General features: G+C 71.9%; 22 protein-coding genes. 7 read left to right on the top strand and 15 right to left on the bottom strand.

Features of this window, described 5'->3' with window-relative positions; genetic code table 11:
- The first annotated feature begins 28 nt into the window (after positions 1-28).
- Positions 29-1,753, top strand: coding sequence for a D-alanyl-D-alanine carboxypeptidase family protein (locus ACNI14_RS11580; RefSeq protein ID WP_420520199.1), 1,725 nt, complete (start codon positions 29-31; stop codon positions 1,751-1,753).
- Positions 1,754-1,755: 2 nt separating this feature from the next.
- Here ACNI14_RS11580 and ACNI14_RS11575 read toward each other — a convergent pair whose 3' ends face one another.
- Genes ACNI14_RS11575 through ACNI14_RS11560 form a run of 4 tightly spaced genes read right to left on the bottom strand, consistent with a single transcriptional unit; the run spans position 1,756 to position 8,586 of the window.
- Positions 1,756-5,193: a glycosyltransferase gene (locus tag ACNI14_RS11575; protein WP_420520198.1), complete on the bottom strand. Its 3,438-nt coding sequence runs from the start codon at positions 5,191-5,193 to the stop codon at positions 1,756-1,758.
- Between the two features lie 35 nt (positions 5,194-5,228).
- A complete protein-coding gene (locus ACNI14_RS11570; protein WP_420520197.1) occupies positions 5,229-6,065 on the bottom strand; it encodes a transglutaminase family protein in 837 nt (278 codons plus the stop codon).
- The gene (locus ACNI14_RS11565) at positions 6,062-6,985 is read right to left on the bottom strand and encodes an alpha-E domain-containing protein (RefSeq protein WP_420520196.1); all 924 of its coding nucleotides are present in this window, start codon (positions 6,983-6,985) and stop codon (positions 6,062-6,064) included. Before ACNI14_RS11565 ends, ACNI14_RS11570 begins: the two co-directional genes overlap by 4 nt.
- On the bottom strand, positions 6,979-8,586 hold the full coding sequence (locus tag ACNI14_RS11560) for a circularly permuted type 2 ATP-grasp protein (RefSeq protein WP_420520195.1): 1,608 nt from the start codon (positions 8,584-8,586) through the stop codon (positions 6,979-6,981). Before ACNI14_RS11560 ends, ACNI14_RS11565 begins: the two co-directional genes overlap by 7 nt.
- A 278-nt stretch (positions 8,587-8,864) precedes the next feature.
- On the opposite strand from ACNI14_RS11560, the gene ACNI14_RS11555 reads away from it, so the two are divergent.
- From ACNI14_RS11555 to ACNI14_RS11530, 6 genes are read left to right on the top strand one after another with little or no spacing between them, the layout of a single operon-like run.
- Entirely contained in the window at positions 8,865-9,350 is a 486-nt protein-coding gene (locus ACNI14_RS11555; RefSeq protein WP_420520194.1) for a MogA/MoaB family molybdenum cofactor biosynthesis protein, read from the top strand.
- Complete coding sequence (locus tag ACNI14_RS11550; protein ID WP_420520193.1) at positions 9,350-9,769, top strand: molybdenum cofactor biosynthesis protein MoaE; 420 nt, start codon at positions 9,350-9,352, stop codon at positions 9,767-9,769. The genes ACNI14_RS11555 and ACNI14_RS11550 overlap by 1 nt, the downstream gene beginning before the upstream one ends.
- A complete protein-coding gene (gene moaA, locus ACNI14_RS11545; RefSeq protein ID WP_420520192.1) occupies positions 9,751-10,791 on the top strand; it encodes a GTP 3',8-cyclase MoaA in 1,041 nt (346 codons plus the stop codon). The genes ACNI14_RS11550 and moaA overlap by 19 nt, the downstream gene beginning before the upstream one ends.
- A 45-nt stretch (positions 10,792-10,836) precedes the next feature.
- Complete coding sequence (gene modA / locus ACNI14_RS11540; protein ID WP_420520191.1) at positions 10,837-11,589, top strand: molybdate ABC transporter substrate-binding protein; 753 nt, start codon at positions 10,837-10,839, stop codon at positions 11,587-11,589.
- 8 nt (positions 11,590-11,597) lie between these two features.
- Positions 11,598-12,368 carry an ABC transporter permease gene (locus ACNI14_RS11535; protein WP_420520338.1) on the top strand — a complete coding sequence of 257 codons (771 nt, stop codon included), beginning with the start codon at positions 11,598-11,600 and terminating at the stop codon, positions 12,366-12,368.
- Positions 12,365-13,381, top strand: a complete 1,017-nt coding sequence (locus tag ACNI14_RS11530; protein WP_420520190.1) for an ABC transporter ATP-binding protein — start codon at positions 12,365-12,367, stop codon at positions 13,379-13,381. The genes ACNI14_RS11535 and ACNI14_RS11530 overlap by 4 nt, the downstream gene beginning before the upstream one ends.
- Before the next feature lie 7 nt (positions 13,382-13,388).
- Here ACNI14_RS11530 and ACNI14_RS11525 read toward each other — a convergent pair whose 3' ends face one another.
- Genes ACNI14_RS11525 through nirB form a run of 11 tightly spaced genes read right to left on the bottom strand, consistent with a single transcriptional unit; the run spans position 13,389 to position 22,892 of the window.
- Positions 13,389-13,625 carry a MoaD/ThiS family protein gene (locus ACNI14_RS11525; RefSeq protein ID WP_420520189.1) on the bottom strand — a complete coding sequence of 79 codons (237 nt, stop codon included), beginning with the start codon at positions 13,623-13,625 and terminating at the stop codon, positions 13,389-13,391.
- The gene (locus tag ACNI14_RS11520; protein WP_420520188.1) at positions 13,625-13,876 is read right to left on the bottom strand and encodes a DUF6457 domain-containing protein; all 252 of its coding nucleotides are present in this window, start codon (positions 13,874-13,876) and stop codon (positions 13,625-13,627) included. The genes ACNI14_RS11525 and ACNI14_RS11520 overlap by 1 nt, the downstream gene beginning before the upstream one ends.
- Positions 13,873-14,460 carry a molybdenum cofactor guanylyltransferase gene (gene mobA, locus ACNI14_RS11515; protein ID WP_420520187.1) on the bottom strand — a complete coding sequence of 196 codons (588 nt, stop codon included), beginning with the start codon at positions 14,458-14,460 and terminating at the stop codon, positions 13,873-13,875. The genes ACNI14_RS11520 and mobA overlap by 4 nt, the downstream gene beginning before the upstream one ends.
- Positions 14,457-14,930, bottom strand: coding sequence for a cyclic pyranopterin monophosphate synthase MoaC (gene moaC / locus ACNI14_RS11510; RefSeq protein WP_420520186.1), 474 nt, complete (start codon positions 14,928-14,930; stop codon positions 14,457-14,459). The genes mobA and moaC overlap by 4 nt, the downstream gene beginning before the upstream one ends.
- Entirely contained in the window at positions 14,927-16,123 is a 1,197-nt protein-coding gene (locus ACNI14_RS11505) for a molybdopterin molybdotransferase MoeA (protein WP_420520185.1), read from the bottom strand. Before ACNI14_RS11505 ends, moaC begins: the two co-directional genes overlap by 4 nt.
- Positions 16,110-16,886, bottom strand: coding sequence for a HesA/MoeB/ThiF family protein (locus ACNI14_RS11500; RefSeq protein ID WP_420520184.1), 777 nt, complete (start codon positions 16,884-16,886; stop codon positions 16,110-16,112). The genes ACNI14_RS11505 and ACNI14_RS11500 overlap by 14 nt, the downstream gene beginning before the upstream one ends.
- Positions 16,867-17,553 carry a sirohydrochlorin chelatase gene (locus ACNI14_RS11495; protein ID WP_420520183.1) on the bottom strand — a complete coding sequence of 229 codons (687 nt, stop codon included), beginning with the start codon at positions 17,551-17,553 and terminating at the stop codon, positions 16,867-16,869. Before ACNI14_RS11495 ends, ACNI14_RS11500 begins: the two co-directional genes overlap by 20 nt.
- Entirely contained in the window at positions 17,550-18,656 is a 1,107-nt protein-coding gene (locus ACNI14_RS11490; RefSeq protein WP_420520182.1) for a uroporphyrinogen-III synthase, read from the bottom strand. The genes ACNI14_RS11495 and ACNI14_RS11490 overlap by 4 nt, the downstream gene beginning before the upstream one ends.
- A 5-nt stretch (positions 18,657-18,661) precedes the next feature.
- Positions 18,662-19,897, bottom strand: a complete 1,236-nt coding sequence (gene cobA / locus ACNI14_RS11485) for a uroporphyrinogen-III C-methyltransferase (protein WP_420520181.1) — start codon at positions 19,895-19,897, stop codon at positions 18,662-18,664.
- Complete coding sequence (nirD, locus tag ACNI14_RS11480; protein WP_420520180.1) at positions 19,894-20,322, bottom strand: nitrite reductase small subunit NirD; 429 nt, start codon at positions 20,320-20,322, stop codon at positions 19,894-19,896. The genes cobA and nirD overlap by 4 nt, the downstream gene beginning before the upstream one ends.
- On the bottom strand, positions 20,319-22,892 hold the full coding sequence (gene nirB, locus ACNI14_RS11475) for a nitrite reductase large subunit NirB (protein WP_420520179.1): 2,574 nt from the start codon (positions 22,890-22,892) through the stop codon (positions 20,319-20,321). The genes nirD and nirB overlap by 4 nt, the downstream gene beginning before the upstream one ends.
- Positions 22,893-22,897 lie beyond the last annotated feature (5 nt).

The raw sequence follows: 22,897 nt of genomic DNA, 5'->3' as shown, positions 1-22,897 counted from the left end.
CACACGACTGTTTACTCAGCTCCCGCGTTTGCCGATCATCCCGGAGGGACACCGTGCGCAGCTCGCGCGCGGCACGTGCAACTCAAAGGGAGGCCCGCGCATTCACACACGCAGCCATGGCACGCGAATCGTCGCGACGCGCACCGCGACGGTGGTAGCGCTGGGCGCAGCCCTCGCCCTCCTCGTCACGCCCGCTCAGGCACAGGTCGAGTCGCCGGGTTCGACCACGTCGCCCGCGCCCTCCAGCACGCCCACTTCCACGCTGTCCGCGACGGATGAGCCGGCGGCGGCTCCCGCTACCACCACCACCGCGTCTCCGTCGCCCACGACCAGCCCGACTCCGGCGACCAGCCCCGCGCCGTCGCCGGCTCCGAGCTCACCTTCCCCGCTCCCCCAGGAGCTGCCGTCCGGCGAGGCCCCGCCCGCTGACGATCCCGACGCCGCCACTGACGCACCGTCCACCGACTTCGGCATCACGGCCTCAGCGGGACCCCGAATTCAGTTCGTCGACGTCTCGAGCCGTGTCGGCGACGCCAAGTACTCCGAGTTCGCGGCCGAGATCGCGTGGCTGGCCGAGTCCGGCCTCAGCGAGGGCTGGCTGCGCTCCGACGGTTTGCGCGAGTTCCGCCCCTATTCGAACGTGTCGCGGGACGCGATGGCGGCGTTCCTCTACCGATTCGCGGCCTCCCCCGCCCACGTCCCGCCGGCGCGGTCACCCTTCGTGGACATCCTCCCCACCTCGACCGAGTTCTACTCCGAGATCACGTGGGCCGCGGATGCGGGCATCTCGACGGGTTGGAAGGTCTCGGGCGGCAGCGCATACCGTCCCTTCACCCCCATCACCCGCGAGGCGATGGCGGCCTTCCTGTACCGATACGCCGGCTCCCCGAGGGTGAGCCTGCCGGGCAGCTCTCCGTTCATCGACGTCTCCCCCACCTCCCCGTTCTACGAGGCCATGGTGTGGCTCGAGGCCACCGGCGCCGCCAACGGGTGGCAGACCGCGAACGGCCCGGAGTTCCGCCCCCGCGCGACGATCACCCGCGACGCGATGGCAGCCTTCGTCCAGCGGCTCGACAGCATGGGCGTGGCGTTCACGCCGACGGACAAGTCCACACCGCTGCTGCGGCACTCGGTGATGTACGTCTACGGTGCGGACACGCTCAACATCCGATCGGGCCCGTCGACCTCGCACCCGGTCGTCACCAGGCGCACGAGAGACTCCGCGCTGAACACCACAGGAGCGGTGTCCGCCGACGGTTGGATCGAGGTCCTCATCGGCGGCGACCGGGCGTGGGCCTCCGGCTACTACCTGATCGGCACCGGCGGAGCGGCGATCACACAGGCTCGCTCGACGTATTCCAACGGCCGCATCCCGGAGTCGCACCTGTGTGCGCTGTCGTGGGACAGCTCCGAGATCCTCCTGTGCCAGGCCGCGGAAGACCTCGAGCGGCTCAACCTCGCCTTCCGCAACCGCTACGGCATCAACATCCCCGTCAACGACACGTACCGGGACTACGACGCCCAGGTGCGGGCGAAGGAGCTCTACGGCTACCTCGCCGCGACGCCGGGCACCTCGAACCACGGGTGGGCGGCCGCCGTCGACATCGGCGGATCGCGACTGCCCGGCGGCTACCAGGGCTCCGCGTACCTGTGGCTGCGTCAGCAGCTCGCCGGCTACAACTGGGTGCTGCCCACCTGGGCACGGCCGTCGGGCAGCAAGCCCGAACCCTGGCACTTCGAGTACACGGGCTGAGGTCAGCGGCCCCCGAGCCGGCCAGCGAGCTCGTCGAGCTCCCGCAGCCACGCCCGCCGCGCCTCGAGCTCGGCGGGGATGTCCAGCCGATGCGCCTGCGGGTCCGCGAGGAAGTCCGCCAGCGCCGGAAGGCGGAACAGTTGCGCCTTCTGACGGAAGTAGTCGCTGGCCCCCATCAGGTAGGCGGGCTTGCCCATCAGGGCGCCGAACAGGGCCGTGTGGTACGACGAGGACAGCACCACGTCCACGTCCAGCACGCCCTCGAGCTCGGCCGGCAGACCCGTGCCGAACCGGTACTCGAGCGACGCCTTGGCGATGTCGATCACGCGATAGCGCGCGAAGGGAAGATCCTCCGCAAGCGCAGTGACGGTGTCCAGCGTGTCGCGGACCTCGGGGCGCGGGTCGTCGTACGCGTGCAGCAGGACGAGTTCGCAGCCGGGCATCGCGCCGACCACCTCGTCGAGCACCCCCCTCCACATCGCCAGCGCGCTCGCGCCGCCGGCGTAGTCCGAGGTGTTCATGTGCACCGCGACCCGGGCCGGTCCCGGGGAGCGGGTGTGGCCATCCGTCGCTTTCGCCCAGTCTTGGAAGATCTCGGTGAGGTCGTCAAAGGTGAACTCGACGGGCATGTCGAGCGCCCCCTTGGCGAGCTCAAAGGACACGTGATCCCGCAGGCCCACCTGAATGATCCGGTGATGGCGTGCAAGCTCCGTGAAGCCCGGCAGGGCGGGCGCATCGATCTGCAGGCCCGTGAACAGGATCGGCGCGCGCCCGGCATCGTGACCGACCGCGTCGATCACGGGGAAGTGCTCTCCTCCCCATCTCTCGTTGAGGTAGCCCCCGCCGACGACGTGAAGCAGGCGGCCGTCGCTCGGCAGCGCGACCTCGATCAGGCCCGAGGTGCGCAAGTCGTGAGGCCGAGTCGTCGCGAACACCAGCGCATCGGCGGGATACCAGGCCTCGAGCTGAGAGGCGCGGCCCGCGGGCAGCGCCGCATGGCCGGGCATGATGAGGGTGACGGGGTGGCTCTCGCGGGCCCGCCATGAGGCGAGGATGTTCTTGGTCTGCAAAATGTCGCCGAAGTTGGAGTGGCCGTTGGAGCCGGTGTACACCACCACCCCGGCTCCGCGCTCGGACAAGGCGGCGGCGGTCTCGGGCGAGGCGTAGTACCGCATCGCGGTGCTTGCCCACGCGCCGTGCCCCGTGCTGCGCGGCAGGTACGCGGGGAGGCCTTCGAGCAGCGCGTCGAAGGCGGCCCTCGACGCGCGGCGCACCACCCGCTCGTGAGCCGCGGCCGCCCGCGCCTGCGCCTGCGCCGGATCCGCACGCAAGGCGTCGATCGCCGCGAGATACCCGTCGATGCCGGACGCCGGATCCACGGGGTAGGCGACCTCGTCGTCGATCATCTCGGACATGCCACCGACCATCGGCGCGATGACCGGCAGGCCGCTCGCCATCGCCTCGAGCACCACCATGGCGATTCCCTCGTAGTCCGAGGTCAGGAGCAGCGCATCGAACTGCTCGGGATGCGCGTTCAGGAAGCCGCCATCGAACGGCTCCTCGACCACCGCGACGCCGGCGGCTGCCCGCGCCAGGTGCTCGCGCCACTGCTCGTCCGTCTCGATGACCGGCCGGCCCCTGATCACGATCTCGACCGGGGCCTGGCGCTCGTGCAGCTCCTCCGAGATGTCGGCGACGCGGTCGAGCCGCTTCTGCAGGTCGAACCTCCCGGCCCACAGGAGCCGGACCGGTGCGCTCTCCGCGCGCGATGGCTCCGGACGGGCCGCGAGAGCGGGGGCGAGCGCGTCGGTGTCCACCACGGTGAAGACGGTGAACAGTTCGCGCGGCACCCCCTGTACCATCACGACCTGGTCGACGAAGGCCTGGCTGTCGGTGAGGATGCCAGTGACGTGGTCGAAGAAGTCGCGGGACCGGTTGTACAGGAACGACCATTCGGACTCGTCGTCGTACCTGTCGACGCAGAATGTCTGCAGGTAGATGCGGCTGTGCCGCGCGATCTGGCGACCGAAGCGCTCGACCGCCCAGAAGCCCGCCACGGAGTTGTTGACGTGAATCGTCTCGGGCCGCAGCTGCGCGCACACCATCGCGAGCACCTGCTCGGTGAACTGCGGCCACAGGCCGAACCGCCCGAGCTCGACAACGGTGACTCCGCTCGGCACCTCCGCCAGGTGCTCCGACGCGTCGGGCTCGGTGGTGATGAGCGCGACAGTCGCCTCCGGCCGGAGCCGACGCACGGCGTGCAGGTGCTCGAGCGTCATGCGGTCACCACCGCCCGTGCGCACCCACAGCGCCACGGCGAGGAAGTCGACCTCGGCAGGCAGCTGGTCGATCGCGGACCAGTACGCGAAGCGGTCGGGCACCGAGAGGTCGTCGTAGTCGGCGCCCACGGTGCGGTACTTGACCAGGTGACGCGTGACGGGAGTGCGCAGCAGGGGCTGGAGGAGGTGGGCGTTGTGCCAGTCGTTGATCTCGTGCGCGGTAAGCGCTCGCAGCTCGGCCGGCACCTCCAGGGGCTCGGCGGACTCGCCGCCTGCCCGCAGCTCCCGGCCGACCCTTCCCACGACCCGGCGCGCAAGACGCGCCGCTCGGCGCACCGCACGCACGGGCAACGGGCCGGGAGCGGCGGCGGCCTCGGGAGACATCTGCACCCGGGGCGCAAGGCGCGCCACCTCCTCGCGAGCCACCGCCTTGTCTCTCAGCAGGGCGCTCTGGGGAGCAAGCGAGCCGCCGTGCGCATGAGCCAGCGAGCCGTGGTCGCGGGCGTGGTAGTACAGCGTGGTCTCGGGGGCGATCAGGTGAGGGACGCCGGCGGCCACGGTGTCGCAGTTGAAGGCCCAGTCCTCGGGACCGAACCCGGAGTCCGGGCGGCACTCCCGGTAGGGGTGCGCAAGCACCACCTCCCGGTGCATGAGGGCGAACGCATCCCACATGTTGAACCATGCCAGCAGTCCCGGATGGAACCGCCGGTCGGTCGTGCTCATGAGCGGCCACACTGCGAGGTCATCGCCGAACTTCAGGATCCGCTGGGGATGAACGATGCTGGGCTCGCTCGCGGCGTCGAGCACGGCCGCGCCCGCCGCCAGCCAGTTCTCCGACGGCAGGTTGTCGGCATCGAGCACTCCGACCACGGGCGCGGAGGACGCCGCTATCCCGGCGTTGCGCGACAGCCCCAGGTCGCCGTGGTCGACGTCCAGGACGCGCACCGTGACGGCATCGCCGAGCACCCCGTCCGCCACCACCTCGTCGACCTGATCGACGGTCCGCACGTCGGACCGGTCGCGAACCACCACCACCTCGACTGCCAGGCCGGCGTCGCGCGCGTGGGCGAGGGTGCGGGCGAGCCCCCGCATGGTGGGGATCATCAACCGGCCCTCACGATGGGTCGTGACGATGACGGCGATATCGGTGCGGGGAGTCACCGGATCAGGCTACCGGGTGGGCACCTCGCGGGGCCTCAGGCGACCTGCGTCACCGACACGGTGACATCGAGATGCTCGGTGCTGCCTGCGACCACGCCAGTGAGGGGCGGGATGTCGGCGTACTCGCGGGCGCGGCCGACGATCACGTGGTGATCGCCCACCTCGCGGTCATTGGTCGGGTCGAAGCCCGTCCACTCCCCCGTCCACCACTCGATCCACGCGTGCGACTCGCCGTTGACGGTCTCGCCGATCTCGGCGTCGCGCTTGGGGTGGAGGTATCCGGACACGTATCGCGCGGGGATGCCCACGCTGCGCAGCGCGCCCGCCGCGAGCTGGGCAAGGTCCTGGCACACGCCCGAACGCGCCTGCCACGCGTCCGATGCGGCGGTGTGGACATTCGTCGCACCCGGCACGTACCGCATCTCGCTGTACAGGTGGTCGGAGATGGCACGGGCGGTGTCATCCGGCGACAGCCTGCCCGCGGCCTCCGCGGCGAAGTCGGCGAGCTCCTCGGGCGGCTGGGTCATCACGGAGTGATCGAGGTACTCGCACAGCAGATCCTGGAATCTGGGGCCATGGAGGGTGTCCCAGTCCGCCCGCTCGGCCCTCACGGGCTGCGGCACGATCTCCACCAGGGACGAGGACAGGACCGTGAGGGTCCGGTGCGGCTGGAGCACCTCGAACGCCGTGACGTCGCACTCCCAGTAGTCGCGAAACCCGGTGCGCCACGACACTGGTGAGATGTCGACCTTCGAGTCGAGCACACGCTGGCGAGGCAGCCACGCGGGGGTCAGCCGGGCCTCGTTGTACGAGGACTGGACGTCCTTGCCGTAGCGGAAGTGCGTGCGGTGCTCGATCTTGAGCTGGGTCACAATGCCTCCTGGTTCCAGGCGACCGTCGCGGCCGGCAGGAAGTAGCGATCCCGAATCAGGTCCGACGCCGTCGCACACGCTCGCTGGACCTCGTGCATCTGCGGCACGAGGTCGTCGAGGATGTCGCGCACCGGGCTGTACTCGAGATTGGTGCGGGCGCGGCCGAGCGCGAGCCGCGCCCTGCCCGCGAGCACGCGATTGGACTCCGAGCCCTCGATCTCGGTGAGGATCGACTCGGCTCGGTCAAGGTTGTACGCGATCGAACGGGGGAACAGCCGGTCGATCAACAGGAACTCGGCGGCGCGCTCCTCCGTCACAAGGGCGCGCACGGTGCGCAGGTACGCCTCGTGAGCGGAACAGGTCCGCAGCAGCGTGGTCCAGTTGGGTCCCGTGGTGCCCTCGAGGCTGCGGGTCATCAGCAGCCGCGCGATCATGTCGGCGCGCTCGAGCGACCTGCCCAGCTCCATGAAGTGCCACGCGTCGTCACGTGAGGTGGTCGCCGACGACAGTCCCCACACGATGGCAGCCCGCTCCCGCACCCACACGAAGTACTCGTGAGGGCGAGAGGCGCGGGTCCACCGCGGCAGGCCCATGCGGGTGGTGTTCAGCGCCTCCCAGACCTCGGTGCTGATGACCTCTCGCGCGCGACGAGCGTTCTCCCGGGCCGCGGTGAGGGTGCCAGCGATCGAGGCGGAGCTGCCGAGGTCGAACGCGAGCTTGCGCAGGACGTCGTCACGGTTCACCTGGTCGTCGTGCGGAATGTTCATCACCGACAGCAGCGACGCGTTGGCGCTCGGCTCGTCGACCCACGGGTCCTCGAGCAGCACGTTCAGGTGCACGTCGAGCAGGCGCGCGGTGTTGTCGGCGCGCTCCACGTAACGACCGATCCAGAACAGCGACTCCGCGATGCGGCTCAGCATGACTCGCTCCCTTGAACCCGCTGCTGCTGTTGCTGTTGCTGCTGAGCTTGCTGGCCCGCGACGTTGTCGTCGGGATGGGCCGCCTGCGGCACCGAGGCCATGCCGCTCAGTTCGACCCTCGACTCGGCGGGCCCCTGCGAGGAGCCGCGATGACGCACGCCACCGAGCACCCACGTGTCCTTGGAGCCGCCTCCCTGCGAGGAGTTCACGATGAGCTGACCGCGAGCGAGCGCGACCCGGGTGAGCCCACCCGGGAGCACCCACACGTCCTCGCCGTCGTTGATGGCGAACGGCCGCAGGTCCACGTGACGCGGCTCCAGGCCGCCATCGGTCAGCGTCGGCACCGTCGAGAGCTGCACCACGGGCTGCGCGATCCATCCGCGCGGGTCGCGCAGGATCTGAGCACGGACCTGTGCGAGCTCCTCTCGGGAAGCGCGCGGGCCGATCGTCACGCCCTTGCCGCCGGCGCCGTCCACGGGCTTGACCACGAGCTCGTCGAGGCGGTCCAGGACCTCTTCCCTCGCATCGGCCTCCTCGAGACGCCACGTGTCGACGTTCGGGAGGATCGGCTCTTCGTTCAGGTAGTACCGAATGAGGTCGGGCATGTAGGTGTACATCAGCTTGTCGTCGGCGACGCCGTTGCCGATCGCGTTGGCGATGGTCACGTTGCCCAACCGCGCCGCGGTCACCAGGCCCGGCGCGCCGAGCGCGCTGTCGGAGCGGAAGGCGACCGGGTCGAGGAAGTCGTCGTCGACCCGCCGGTAGATGACGTCGACCCGGCGGCGTCCTGCGGTGGTGCGCATGTACACGCGGCCGTTCGTGGTCTCGAGGTCTCGCCCCTCGACCAGCTCGACGCCCATCGTGCGGGCCAGCAGCGAGTGCTCGTAGTACGCGGAGTTGTACACACCGGGGGTCAGCACCACGATCGTCGGGTCGTCGACGCCCTCGGGGGCGGACTTGGCGAGCGACGCCCGCAGCCGGCGCGAGTACTCCAGCACCGGCCGGATGCCCATTGCGCCGAACATCTCGGGGAACATCTGCGACATCGCGCGCCGGTTGGACAGCACGTAGCTGACGCCGGACGGGACCCGGACGTTGTCCTCGAGCACGCGCCAGATGCCGTGCTGGTCCCGCACCAGGTCGATTCCGGACACATGCACTCGGACCCCGTTGGCGGGCTCGACGCCCGCGACCTTGCGGTAGAAGTGCGGCGACGTCGCGATGAGGCGCCTCGGCACGATGCCGTCCGTGACGCAGTGCTGGGAGCCGTAGACGTCGGAGAGGAATGCCTCGAGCGCCTTCACGCGCTGGGAGACCCCCGGCGAGATGATGTCCCACTCGTCGCTGCCGATCACGCGGGGCACGATGTCGAGCGGGAACGGCCGCTCCTCGCCCGCGTGATCGAACGTCACCCCCTGCGCGAGATACGTGTTCGCCAGCGCCTCGGCGCGGGAGACCAGATCGTCGCCGGACATCCGGTCGATCTCCGCGTACACGCGGGCGTACGGCTCGCGGACCCGACCGTCCACGTCCATGGCCTCGTCCCAGGCTGCGGACGGCGCGTACCCGGTCCAGGGGGTGTGAGCAGGAGCATCGGTCATGACCCCACGGTAGCCCGCGTTGGTTGCGTATGGGTTTCCTTGGGTGTTCACCAGTGTGTCGACCGCCCCCTGGCGATCGAGTCCGGCCCGTCCACGTGATCATGGTCGCCACCGGCTCTCCCGCGAGCGAGTCGACGCCCGACAGTCCCTCATCACGGCCGACGGCCGGGCGCCGCGCGCCCGCCGCAACGTGCCGGAAACGCCGTCCTGCCTAGACTGATCTGACGGCGATTCAGAAGGCGGGCCACACCATGACCGATGCGCGTGCTGGGCGAACCTTGACTGGCGCGTCTGCGGCGGTCATCACGGTCTCGGACCGGCGCTCGGCCGGGGAGGCCGAGGACACCGCGGGGCCCGCAGTCGCCGATGCCCTCCACGCTGCCGGCGCCGCAGTCGAGGCATGGGTGGTGCCCGACGGTCGCGACTCGGTCACCACCGCGATCGAGCAGGCGCTGTCCTCGGGCGCGCGGATCGTGCTCACCGCCGGCGGGACGGGGGTGCACCCTCGCGACGTCACGCCCGAGGCGACGCGGCCGTTCCTCGCGCGCGAACTGCCGGGCATACCCGAGCTGCTCCGGGCCACGGGGTCGCGCACCACGGCCACGGCCGCCCTCAGCCGCGGGCTCGCCGGCGTGAGCGCGGGACACGCCCCGGCGGTGATCGTGAACCTGCCGGGATCCGAGCCGGGCGCACGCGAAGGCATCGAGACGCTGCTCCCCGTGCTTGCGCACCTCCTGTCCCAGATCGACGGCGGCGACCACTGATGGCCGTGTCACTGGCGCACGTGGGCCCCGCACCGCTGAGCCTCGACGCCCATGTCGCGGCCGTGTCCGGCCCTCGCCACGGCGCGGTCGCGACGTTCCTGGGCCAGGTGCGCGACCACGACCCGAGCGTCGACGGAATGGTGACCCACCTCGAATACTCGGCCCACCCCGACGCGCAGGAGGTGCTCGCCCGGATCGCCCGCGATTCCTGCCCCGACGGCGCGGAGCTGGCGGTCACGCACCGCATCGGCCTGCTCGCCGTCGGCGACGCGGCGATCGTCGCGGCCGTCGCCAGCCCGCACCGGGCTCAGGCGTTCGAGGCCTGTCGCGACCTCGTCGAGCGCGTGAAGGCGGAGCTCCCGGTGTGGAAGCGAGAGATCCTCGCGGACGGCTCGCACGCATGGGTAGGGATCCGGTGACGGGCGCACGCGAGGGCCGCATGGCCGACCCGGGGCTGACCGACAGGTTCGGTCGCGAGCACCGCGACCTGCGCATCAGCCTCACCGACCGCTGCTCCCTGCGGTGCACGTACTGCATGCCGGCCGAGGGGGTGCCGTGGCTGAAGAGCGACACCATGCTCAGCACCGACGAGCTGGTGCGGGTGGCGCGCGTCGCGGTCGAGATGGGTGTCGAGGAGATTCGCCTCACCGGCGGCGAGCCCCTGCTGCGCGCGGACGTGGTCGACGTGGTCGACCGCCTGGCGAGCCTCGAGGGCCCCGCGGGTCGCCCGGAGCTGTCGCTCACGACCAACGCGCTGCGGCTGCCCGCCCTCGCCGCCCCCCTGCGAGACGCGGGGCTCGCGCGCGTCAACATCTCCCTCGACACGCTGCAGCGTGACCGGTTCCACGAGCTCACCCGGCGCGACAGGCTCACCGACACGCTGGCCGGCATCGCTGCCGCCGATGCCGCCGGCCTGTCCCCCATCAAGATCAACGCCGTCGCGATGCGCGGCACCAACGATGACGAGATCGTGGACCTCACCCGGTTCTGCGTGGATCGCGGCTACCAGATGCGTTTCATCGAGCAGATGCCTCTCGACGCGGGACACACGTGGGACCGCCACGAGATGGTCACCGGCGAGGAGATCCTCGCCGCGCTGGCCTCGCACTGGACGCTCACCGAACGCCCGGGACGGGGAGCCGCGCCTGCGCAGGTGTGGGACGTCGACGGCGGCCCGGCCTCGGTGGGAGTGATCGCCTCCGTCACCCGGCCATTCTGCGGCACCTGCGACCGGGTGCGGCTCACCGCCGATGGGCAGCTCCGCGCCTGCCTGTTCGCTCGCCAGGAGTCGGACATCCGCTCGCTCCTGCGGGACGGCGCGGACGATGCGGCGCTCGCCGGCGCCATCGCCGCCTGCCTGCGCCTGAAGCAGCCGGGTCACGACATCGACGATCCCAGCTTTCTGCAGCCCGACCGGCCCATGAGCGCGATCGGTGGCTGACGGCGTGCCCATCCCCGCCCTCGTGAAGCGGGACGGGGAGATCGGGTGAGACGCGCATCGGCCGCATTCACCGCCGCGCTCGCGGCCGTGGCGGCGTGCGGGCTGCCAGGGTGCGCCCCGGCCGAGGCGTCGCCGCGCACCGTCACGGTGTTCGCGGCCGCCTCCCTGACCGAGGTGTTCGCCGAGCTCGAGGACCGGTTCGAGGCGATGCACCCGGGAACCGACCTCGTCAGGGTCCATGGCGGATCGGCGGAGCTGGCCGCCGCCATCCGCGAGGGTGCGCCGGCGGACGTGTTCGCCTCCGCCAACGAGAGGCAGATGGAGACAATCGCCCCCGACCAGGCAGCGCCCCCACGCGTGTTCGCGACCAACGTGCTGACGATGGTCGTGGAGCCCGGCAACCCGCTGGGGCTCACGCGGCTCGCTGACCTGGAGCGCGACGGCGTGGTGTCGGTGCTGTGCGCGGAGCAGGTGCCCTGTGGGGAGGCCGCGAAGCGCCTGGCCGCCGCGTCCGGCGTCACGCTCTCGCCCGCATCGGAGGAGAAGTCCGTGACGGACGTGCTCGGCAAGGTCGCGACGGGCCAGGCCGATGCGGGTCTCGTCTACGTCACCGACGTCGCGCGGTCGGCGCTCGTCGAGGAGGTGGCGATCGCGGGCTCCGAGGCCGTCCGCCACTCCTACCCGATCGCGGTGACCGGCGCCGGCAGCGCACCGGATCTCGGCACGGACTTCGTGGACCTGGTGCTCGCCGAGGTGGGCCGCGAGGCGCTCGAGTCTCACGGGTTCGGCCTGCCGTGAGCACCCCGATGCCGCGCTGGATGCTGCCCATCGCGTTGACGGCCGCCGCTCTGGTGGTGCTGCCGCTGGCGGCGACCGCTCTGCGCCTCGACTGGGCGCGTCTGCCTGAGCTGCTCACCGCTCCGTCCGCCGTCCAGGCGCTGTCGCTGAGCCTGCGCACGGCCGCCATGTCCACGGTGCTGTGCCTGCTGCTGGGCGTGCCGCTCGGCTACGCGCTCGCATCGTGGCGGTCGCGTCTGCAGCCCGCCGTGCGCGCCCTGGTGCTCGCTCCGCTCGTGCTGCCGCCCGTGGTGGGCGGGCTGGCGCTGCTGTACGCGTTCGGCCGGCGCGGGCTGGTGGGCGGCCCGCTCGAGGCCGCAGGGGTGGACCTGGCCTTCTCGACGGCCGCGGTGGTGCTGGCGCAGACGTTCGTCGCGATGCCCTTCATGGTGCTCGCCGTCGAGTCCTCGGTCAGGGCGCGCCCGGGACACCACGAGTCGCTCGCCGCCACGCTCGGTGCGGGACGTTCGCGGATCCTGTGGCGCGTCACCATTCCCGCCCTGCGGCCCGCGCTCCTCACAGGCGTGGTGCTCACCTTCGCGCGTGCCCTCGGCGAGTTCGGCGCGACGCTCACCTTCGCGGGCAGCCTGCCCGGCGTCACGCGCACCCTGCCGCTCGAGATCTACCTGCAGCGCGAGACGGATGCGGACGCGGCGGTCGCGCTCGCGATGCTGCTCGTGACCGTCGCGGTCACCGTGGTCGCGGTGGCGTACCGCCCGCTGGCCAAGGGCTCCCGATGACGCTCACCGCTCACGTGCGCATGCCGGCCCGCGGAGTCGACGCTCTGGTCACCACGCAGGCGGGCCGCACCCTCGCGCTGCTGGGGCCTAATGGCTCGGGCAAGTCCACCGTGCTCGCCGCGATCGCGGGCACGGTGCGGCCCTCCTCCGGAGCGGTGTCCGTCGACGGACGAGTGCTCCACGACCTGGACCGTGCCCCCACGACGTGGATCCCCTCTCGCGAGCGCCGCGTCGCCCTGGTCACTCAGGGTGACGACCTGTTCCCCACCATGAGCGTGCTGGACAACGTGGCATTCGGACCGCGCTCGCGCGGCGCCGGCCGGGCCGATGCGCGGGCCGAGTCGGCGGGCCTGCTTGAGCGGGTGGGCCTCGGCTCGCTGCGCGACCGGCGTCCCGCGCACCTCTCGGCGGGCCAGCAGCGCCGAGTGGCGATCGCACGCGCGCTCGCCTCGAAGCCGGAGGTGCTGCTGCTCGACGAGCCGTTCGCGGGCATCGACATCGAGGCGGCGACCGGGCTGCGGGCACTGGTGCGTGACGTGTCGGCGAACCTCGCCGTGGTGATGACCACTCACGACGCCATGGATGCCCGTCTGCTCGCCCACGACGTGGCGGTCCTCGCCGCCGGCTCAGTCGCGGAGCACGGTCCGACGGAGCAGGTCATGTCGCGGCCGCGCACCGCGTTCACGGCGCGCATGGCGGGACTGGTGCTGGTGCGTGGCGCCATCGGCGACGACGGCCAGTTGGTGACCAGTGAGGGGTATCGCGTGCGTGCGCTGGCGTCCGGGCTGGCGGCGGGACGGCCCGCGCTGGCGGCGGTGCGGCCTCGGGACGTGCGGATCGCCGCCAGCGGCGGCCTGACCGACGTGGTGCGGGCGATCGAGCCGCGCGGCGACGTCGTGCGGGTGCACGGAGCAACGCTCATGGCGGACCTCGACCCGCTCGACGCCGCGGGGGTCTCGCCCGGCGACGCCATCGCCTTCGAGCTCCCTCGGCTGGACGTCTACCCGTCCTGAGGGCTCGCTAGCCGCCGGCGAAGGGCGGCAGCACGTCGACCGTCGCACCGGGAGCGATCGCCGCGTCGTCGTCGGAGCGAGTGCCGGCGACGACGATCGCGCACTGCCGCAGCACCCGCTCGAGCCCGCCCCCGTGCGCCTGGACCAGGCGGTCGCGCAGCTCGCCCACGGTCGCGGCGGCCACCTCGGTCTGCTCGGTTCGGGCGGCCTCGGCGGCGGCGGCGAACAGCCTCACTGTCACCATCAGCCGGGCATCTCCTGCGCCCAGCGCTGCGCCAGCGCGGTCGCCTTGGCCGACGACTCCTCGGCGCTGAGGCCCCCGCGTCCGGCGGCGTAGCCGACCAGGAACGTGGTCAGCGGCGCGGCCGGCCGAGTGACGGAGTGGGCCGCGTCGCGGGCCACGTCCAGCAGGCGCTCGACGTCCACCTCTGCTGGGTCGATGTCGAGTTCGGACGCGAGCGCGGCAACCCACGCTTCGATCTGACTGGGGCTCATGCCCACTCCTCTCGCAGTGCCAACACATCGTCCCAGGTGTCCGCGTCGCGTGCGGCGTGACCCACGGGTACGTCCATCATCGTGAGTCCCGATGCCAGCGCGCGCATCGACGCTCCCTGAGGCTCCCCCAGCTCCTCGAGGGCTCTCCTCAACGACTCGCGCCGGTACAGGGCGAGCAGCGGCTGCCGTCGGCCGGCGGGGTCGACACCCCATGCGCCGTCGTCGTGACGCTGCGTTGCTACCGCCGCCATCAGCGCGGGCACGGCTTCGCGGGCGTGCGGCATGTCGCATGCCAGCACGAGCACATGGCTCGGGACATCATCGTGGAAGCCGGAGAGGTCGAGCGCGTGCAGCCCAGCCGCGATCCCCGCGACCGGGCCGCCCCCGGCCGGTTCCTCGCGCGCGAACGTCACGCCGGGTGGGGCGTCGGCGGTCGGTCCGACCACGACCACGGGTGCGCACGATGCGGCGGCTGAGAGGGCATGGCTCAACAGCGTCGAGCCACCCACCTCGACGGACGCCTTGTCGGTCCCGCCGAGCCTGCGGGCGCCGCCGCCGGTGAGGACGATCGCGCCCGTCCTCACGACGGACGAGTCCAGCCGCCGGACTTGCCGCCCTCCTTGGACAGCAGCCGGACGTCACGGATCGAGGTCGCCTTGTCGAGCCCCTTGACCATGTCGACCACGTTGAGGGCCGCGACGGCGGCAGACGTGAGCGCCTCCATCTCGACCCCGGTGCGGTCGGCGGTCGAGGCCGTGGCGACGATGCGCACGCCGTCGTCCTCGACGGTCGCGTCCACCGCGACCCCGTGGACCCCGATGACGTGGGCGAGCGGAAGCAGCTCGGGGGTGCGTTTCGCCGCGGCGATGCCGGCGATCCTCGCGACCGCGAGCACGTCCCCCTTGGGCACCGAGCCATCTCGTAGCGCGGCCACGACGGGGGGCGCGCACGCGACGAAGGCCTCCGCGCTCGCGCGGCGCACGGTCGGCTGCTTGTGCGTCACGTCGACCATGCGGGCATGGCCGCTGTCGTTCAAATGCGTGAATTCGCTCATCGGCTCCACCTCACGAGGGTCACGGTATCGCCCGCGGTCACGTCGTCGACGTCGGCCGGCACGTCCGCGAGCGCCTGCGCGGCTGCCAGGCTCGCGATGAGGTGCGAACCGGATCCCCCTGCGGTGGCCGGCTCCACAGTCCTGGGTCCCGTGAAGCGCACGGGCATGAACTGCCGCCTTCCCAGCGCGGCGCGCCAGCCGCGCGCGACGGTCGCCGTCTCCGGGTCCCCGCCACCGGGAGTCGGTTCGCCGCGCAGCCGCTCGAGCATCGGCGCCACGATGACGGCGAAGCTCACGAGCACGCTCACGGGATTGCCTGGGAGGCACGCGATGGGCGTGCCGTGCACCGCACCGAGGCCCTGGGGCTTGCCGGGCTGCATCGCGACGCGCACGAACTCCACCCCCGCGCCGGCCAGCGCGGCCTTCACCACGTCGTACGCGCCCACGCTCACGCCACCGGTCGTCACGATCAGGTCGGCGTCGGCCGCCGCGAGGCGCTCGAGCAGCTGCTCGGGAGCATCGCTGGCGCGTTCCATCACCACGGGTTCGGCTCCCGCCTCGCGCACGAGCCCGGCGAGCAGCACGGAGTTCGAATCGTGGATCTGCCCCGGACCGAGCGCCTGGCCTGCGTCCACCAGCTCGTCGCCGGTGGCGATCACCGCGACGCGTGCCGGCCTCACCACGACGACCTCGGACACCCCGACGGCCGCGAGCGCGGCCAGGCGGGCCGCGGTGAGGGTCTCGCCCGCGCGCACGATCACGTCCCCGGGGCGGGCGTCCTCACCCGCGCGGCGCACGTGCCGGCCCGCGTCGACCCCTCGTGCGATCTCGACCCACGCCGTGCCGCCATCAGTGGACTCGGCCGGCACCACCGCATCGGCCCCCGCCGGCATGGGCGCGCCCGTCATGATCCTCCACGCGGCGCCGGCGCGGAGCTCGGCGGGCGGCGCGCCCGCCGCCGTCTCCCCCGCCACCGGCAACCGCACGGGGGATGCCGTCGTCGCTGCGCGGACCTCGTCCGAGCGGACCGCGTAGCCATCCATGGCCGAGTTGTCGAACGGCGGGCTGGCGTCGCGCGCGGCGACATCGCGAACGGAGGTCAGGCCGAGGGCGCGCGACAGCGGTCGCGACTGCGCCTCCAGCGGGGCGACGAGCGCGAGCGCGCGCGCCACGTGCGACTCAAGATCCCGCACTCGCGGCCTCACGATCCGTGCGATCGGCGCGAGGCGACGTGCGGGCGCGCGGACCGGACGGCGCGAGCGGAATCTCCCGCCACCGCCCTGTGCGCGCATCCACCATCGCGAGAATCCCCGCCAACGAGGTGCCCGCTCCGCTCGCGATCTTGAGGGCCTCGGTCGCCATCGCGGCGCCCACCTGGCCGCACAGCGTTCCCAGCACCGCGCCTCCCGCGCACGCGTCCATGGACCCCTGCGGCTCCTCGGGGAACAGGTCGCGCATGCGCGCGGCACCGGAGAACACGGTCACCTGTCCGTGCCAGCCCTGCACCGCTCCCCACGCGACCGGGATCCCCAGTTCCTCGGCGGCGTCGGCCACCGCATGGCGAGAGGAGAAGCTGTCGGTGCTGTCCACGATCGCGTCGTGCCCCGCGAGGAGCTCTGCGGCGTTGGAGGCGTCCAGCCTGCGCACCACCGGCCGCAGGTCCATCCCCGGCGCCAGCGCGCGCAGCGTGTGCACCGCTGCGTGGACCTTGGGGCGGCCCACGTCGTCGGGCCCGAACAGGATCTGTCGGTGCAGGTTCGTGAGCGACACGTGGTCGGAATCGATCAGGGTGAGGCGGCCCACGCCGGCGGCGGCGAGGTACTGGGCGACCGGACACCCCAGGCCTCCGACCCCGACGATCGCGACGGACGCGCCGCCGAGCGCGCGCTGCCCGGCCTTTCCGAAGCCGGACAGGCCTCGCTGCCGTGCGTACGGGTCAGGAGCGGAGCGCGTCATGGAAACGGTCCGCGATGATCTCGAGCAGGATGTGGTGCGGAGCGAGCGGCTCCGTCACGAAGTCCGCTCCGGCCTCGTGCAGGCGGCGCTGGAAGAGCCCCGGTGCCAGCAGATAGGAAGCGACGGCCACGTCGCCATCCTCGCCGTTCTCACGCGCGGACGCCACCGCATCGGCGACGGACGGCTTGGTCCCCGCCGCATAGCCGATGCGCACGGGGCCGTCCCAGTGCTCGCGCAGCATCTCCGCGGCCCGCTCGGTGTCCGCCTGCGAGCGAGGATCGGACGAGCCGGCCGCGGCCAGCACCACGGTCGCGTCATGCGGCACACCCTGGTCGTCGAGCCGCTCGCGGACGATCTCCAGCAGGCGCGGGTCGGGCCCGAGCGCACCGGTGGATCGAATGTCGGTGCGCCCCTCGACGGCCTCGGCGATGTCGACGTACACGTGGTAGCCGCCCGCCAGCAGGATCGGCACGACGACCGCGGAGACGCCATCGCCGGGCTCGACGCCCTCGATGACCACGTCGATCTTGGGGTCCTGGACGTCGACGTAGGCGCCCCGCACCTCGATGTCCATCGCCTCGCGGACGGCGTCGAGCAGTTCGCGCACCGTGCGCTGACCCTCGTCCGCCCGGGTGCCGTGTGCACAGCCGATCAGAATTGCGCTCATGCGGCGCTCACCCCCAGTGCGTAGCCGCGCTTGACGACCGTGCGGACAAGTGCGCGACTTCCAGCGTTCTCGCGCAGTCGGTTGATCGCGGCCTCGACCGCGTGTGGTCCTGCCTGCGCCCCTGGGAGCAGCTCCCCCAGCTGGTCACGCGTGAGCACGTTGCCCCCGGCCCGAGCGAGCGCCCGGAGGATCTCCAGCCCGGTGGGAGTGAGCGGCAGCACCCTGCCGTCCAGCACCGCCGCCGTAGCCCGCATCACGAGCGGACCGTCGGGGGTGTGGATCGCCTCGACCGACTCCCCGTAGTGCTTGACGAGCTCGCGCACGAGCGCGCCCAGCCGCCAGCGGTCCGGGTAGCAGGTGGCGAGCCCGGCGCCCTCGAGCGGGGCCGCGGTGACGGGACCGACGGCCGCGAGCAGCAGCATGCCGGACGCGACCAGCGCGCGAATCGGCTCGAGCAGGCCCGCGCGGCGCACGTCGGTGAGCCACGCGTGAGAGCCCGGCGCGGACGTGAACAGCACGGCATCCGCCTGCCCGGCGGCGGCGGCGTCGATCCAGCGATGGTGAGCATCCGGGTCGAGCGGCGGTCCCCAGCCGTACACCAGCAGCGATTGGACGTCCGCCCCGGCCGATTCGAAGGCCTCGTCGAGACCGTCCGCGCCATTGCCGTGATGCTGCACCGCGATGCGCTGGCCGCTGACCCCCTCGGCGAGCAGGTACTCCTGCAGCTCGGCGGCGGTCTCCGACTCCGCGACCCAGTCCGCCTCGAGCCCTGCGGCCTGGATCGCGCCGCGGGCCTTGGGGCCCCTCGCGATCAGCCTGGCCCCGCGCATGCTGTCCAGCAGATCCTCGGCTATTCCGGCAGCGTCCGCGGCCTCGATCCAGCCCCGGAACCCGATGCCGGTGGTCGCCACGACGATGTCGGGGGGCGACGCGATCAGGGCGCGCGAATCGACGACGAGCTGCTCGTCGTCGAGATGCGGGATGGTGCTGAGCGCGGGCGCGTGATGCACGGTCGCGCCGCGGCGCTCGAGAGCGGAGGCGAACTCGCGTTTGCGCCTGTCCGCGGTGATGATCATCGCGCAACCGGCGAGCGGCTCTCCCACGTGACTCACCTCTCCCCCGTCTGCGGCTGCGGCGTCGCCGCCACCGAACCCGCCAGCAGGCCGGGCTGCGCCACCTTGCCGACGACGATAATGGCTGGAGGTTTCACGTCCGTTTCGTCCGCAACACGAACGATGTCCGCGAGCGCGCCGCGGGTGACGCGCTCATGCACGGTGGTGCCGTTCTCGACGATCGCGACGGGGGTTCGAGGATCGCAGCCTCCCGCGACGGCGGCGTCGACGATCTCGGGCAGCGCCGTCACCCCCATGAGGATCACCACCGTCGCGCCGGCCGCCATGGCCGCGACCGAGGCGGGGTCGGCGCCCGCGTGGCCCGTGGTCACGAGGACCGAGGTCGACACCCCGCGCTGGGTCACGGGGATGCCCGCGCGCGCGGGCACGGCGAAAGCCGAGGTGATGCCGGGAACGACCTCGACGTCGACGCCCGCCTCGAGGCACGCGTGGACCTCCTCGCCGCCACGGCCGAACAGGTACGGGTCGCCGCCCTTGAGCCGCACCACCGTCTTGCCGTCGAGCGCGCGGTCCACCAGCAGCGCATTGATCTCGTGCTGCGGCACCGGGTGGCGGTCGGGAGACTTGCCCACGTTCACCACCTCGACGTCGTACGGCACCGTGACCAGCAGCTCGGTGGTGCCCAGACGGTCGGTCACCACGACGTCCGCTTCGGACAGCGCCTGGCGGCCGCGCACCGTGATGAGCCCAGGGTCGCCCGGGCCTGAGCCCACGAGGATGACCCGGCCCGCGCCGGGGCGACGGCGGCGCAGGTCCACCTCGCCCTCGTCCAGGTGCGCCGCGACCGCGTCGCGCACGGCGCGGATCCGGCCCGGGTCCGGCGCGTCGAGTGACACCACCCCCACGCCGAGGTCGCCGTGCTTGGACATGGCGGCCTGGCGCGCGGTGCCCTTGGACGCGTCCGAGGCGTCGATGCACCACGTCTGGCGTTCACGAGCCCACTCGGCGACCGCGTCATTGAGCACGGCATCGCTGGTCGCCGCCAGCACGAACCAGGCGCCGTCGAGGTCGCGGGCCTCCACGCCCCGGCGAATCAGGGCGATGTCGCCGTGTGACGCGTGCCGCTCGATGTCGTCCGTGACCTGCGGCGCCACCACCGTCACACGGGCGCCCTCGGCCGCGAAACGCCGCACGCGCCGGGACGCGACGGTGCCGCCGCCGACGATCAGGACGGGCTTGTCTCTGAGGTCGAGTCCGAAGAGTGCCGTCACTCGTCACCTGCCAGGTCGATATACACCTGGCCATTGTCGACGGTGACGGGGTGCACGACCAAGTCCGGGGCGTGTCCGGGGCGGGGCTGCTTGTCCATCGTGGCCAGGCAGGTGCCGTCGAGGAGGGAGAACACCTGCTTGTAGATGGGCGAGGCCACCGTCGGCACACCGCCGCGGTCACCAGTGATGCCGCGCGACATCACCGCCGCACCTGAGAACGGGCACAGGTTCTGGACGGCGTGGACGCTGCCGTCGGCGAGACGGAAGATCGCGACCTGCCGTCCGCTCACGAGGGCCGCCACGCCCAGTTCGGGCGTGAGTTGGTCGTAGCCGCAGACGGCCACGGCTTCGGAGCCGGGTTGCCCGGCCGATGCGGGGGCCGGGTTGGTCGGGGTTGTGCAGGAAGGCGCAGAGGCGGAGGTCATGACCGCACCTCGAGGGTCGAGGGTGCGATCAGGACGGCGCCGCCGTCACGATCGGCCTGCGTGGCAGGGCGGCGCTGGCCTCGCTCCTCCACGTACGCGAGCGACGGGTCGGGCTCGTCGGGGGCGTTGACGAACGAGCTGAACTGGCGCAGTCGCTCGGGATCCCTCAGCACCGCGGCCCACTCGTCCTCGTAACTGTCGATGTGACGAGCCATGTGCGCGTCGAGGTCGTCGCCGATGCCCAACGAGTCGTTCACCACGACGTCGCGGATCGCTTCGAGACCTCCCTCGTACTCCTCCTGCCACGGAGCAGTGCGCTGCAGGCGGTCCGCGGTGCGCACATAGAGCATGAGGTAGCGATCGATGATGCGGAACACCGCGTCGTCGTCGACGTCCTCCACCAGCAGCTGCGCGTGGCGCGGCGTGAAGCCGCCGTTGCCTCCCACGTAGATGTTCCAGCCGTTGTCGGTGGCGATGACTCCCACGTCCTTGCCGCGAGCCTCGGCACACTCGCGAGCGCAGCCGGAGACGCCGAGCTTGATCTTGTGGGGACTGCGCAGGCCCCGGTAGCGCAGTTCGAGCGCGATCGCCATGCCGACCGAGTCCTGCACCCCGTAGCGGCACCACGTCGACCCCACGCAGGACTTCACCGTGCGCAGCGACTTTCCGTACGCATGCCCGGACTCCATGCCGGCCTCGACCAGCCGCGTCCAGATGCTCGGCAGCTGCTCCAGGCGGGCGCCGAACAGGTCGATCCGCTGGCCGCCCGTGATCTTGGTGTACAGCCCGTAGTCCTGGGCGATCTCGCCGATCAGGATCAGGTGCTCGGGAAGGATCTCCCCGCCAGGAACGCGCGGCACCACCGAATACGTGCCGTCCTTCTGCATGTTCGCCATGACGCGGTCGTTGGTGTCCTGGAGCGCTGCGCGGTCGGCCGCGAGCACGTGCTCGTTGTAGAGGGTGGCGAGGATGGAGCCGATGACCGGCTTGCACAGGTCGCAGCCGCGACCGGTGCCGAACCGCTCGATGATCTCGGAGAAGGTGCGCAGCTCGCTCACCTGGACGGCGCTGAACAGCTGTGCCCGAGACATATCGATGTGCTCGCACAGCGCATTCGAGATCTCGATGCCCGACTTCTCGAGTTCCGCGCCCACCAGCTTCTTGACGAGCGGCAGGCACGAGCCGCACGAGGTCCCCGCCTTGGTGCACGCCTTCACTCCCGCCACATCCGTGCACCCCTCCTCGGTGACGGCGCAGCGAATCGCCCCGGCGGTGACGTTGTTGCACGAGCACACGGACGCCTCGTCCGGCAGCTCGACGTTGGGGCGCTCGATGGACCCTTCGGGCAGCAGCCAGCCGCCCGGGTCGCCCCCGAGCTCCGAGCCCACCATGGGCCTGAGCGACGCGTACGCGGAGGCGTCCCCCACCAGGATTCCGCCCAGCAGCGTGCGGGCGTCGTCGGTGAGCACGAGCTTCTTGTAGACGCCCGCGACGGGGTCCGCATAGACCAGCTCGAGAGCGCCGGGAGTGGTCGCGAAGGCGTCGCCGAACGAGGCCACGTCGACGCCCAGCAGCTTCAGCTTGGCCGCCGTGTCGGCGCCAGGGAACGTCGAGTCGCCGCCGAGCAGCCGATCCACGGTGATCTCCGCCATCGCGTTGCCGGGGGCGATCAGGCCGATGCATGCGCCCTGGATGCACGCCACCTCGCCGATCGCGCTCACATGGGGGTCGTCGGTGAGGCACGTGTCGTCCACGACCGCGCCGCCCCGCTCGCCCATCGCGAGGCCGGCCGACCGCGCCAGCTCGTCCCGCGGCCGCACGCCGGTGGCGAAGATGACCACGTCGGCCAACTGCTCTCCGCCGCCCTCGAAGACCAGGCGGCCCGCTCGGCCGGCCCGGTCGGGCTTGATCGCCTTCGTCTTGGTGTCGCACCGGACAGTCACGCCCAGGCTCTCGATGAGGCGCTGCAGCGCGTGGCCGCCGCCCTCGTCCACCTGCAGGTTCATGAGCCGATCCGCGGCCTGCACCACGGTGCTGGTGGCCCCGAGCTCCTGCAGCGCTCCCGCGGCCTCCAGGCCGAGCAGCCCGCCGCCGATGACCGCGCCGCGCACCGGCCGGCCGAGGTCCTTGGCCCGGTGCTCGACGTAGGTGCGCAGGGCCGCGACGTCGTCGATGGTGCGGTAGACGAACACGCCCGGCAGGTGGGCTCCCTCCGTGGGCGGCGTCCACGCATACGATCCGGTGGCCAGCACCAGGTGGTCGTAGGGGTAGTCGCGGCCGTGGCGGTCGGTGACCACCTTGGCGGCGCGGTCCACGGACTCGACCAGAGCGTCCCGTTCGAGGCGCACCAGCGGGTCGTCCCACAGCGCGCGATCGCCCAGCTCGAGGTCCTCGGGGTGACGGCCCGTGAAATAGGTGGTGAGCGCGACCCTGTCGTACGGGGCGCGCGGCTCCTCGGCGAGCACGGTCACGGAGTACCGCCCCTCGACGTCCCGTGCGCGCAGCGCCTCGGTGAACCGGTGCGCGACCATCCCGCCGCCCACGACGACGATTCTCTGAGTGTCGGTCATGATCT

This window comes from Demequina pilifera (assembly GCF_048814985.1).
Classification (GTDB): Bacteria; Actinomycetota; Actinomycetes; order Actinomycetales; family Demequinaceae; genus Demequina.
The sequence above is the reverse complement of the archived record's forward strand: the minus strand, read 5'-3'. Positions and strand labels throughout refer to the sequence as shown.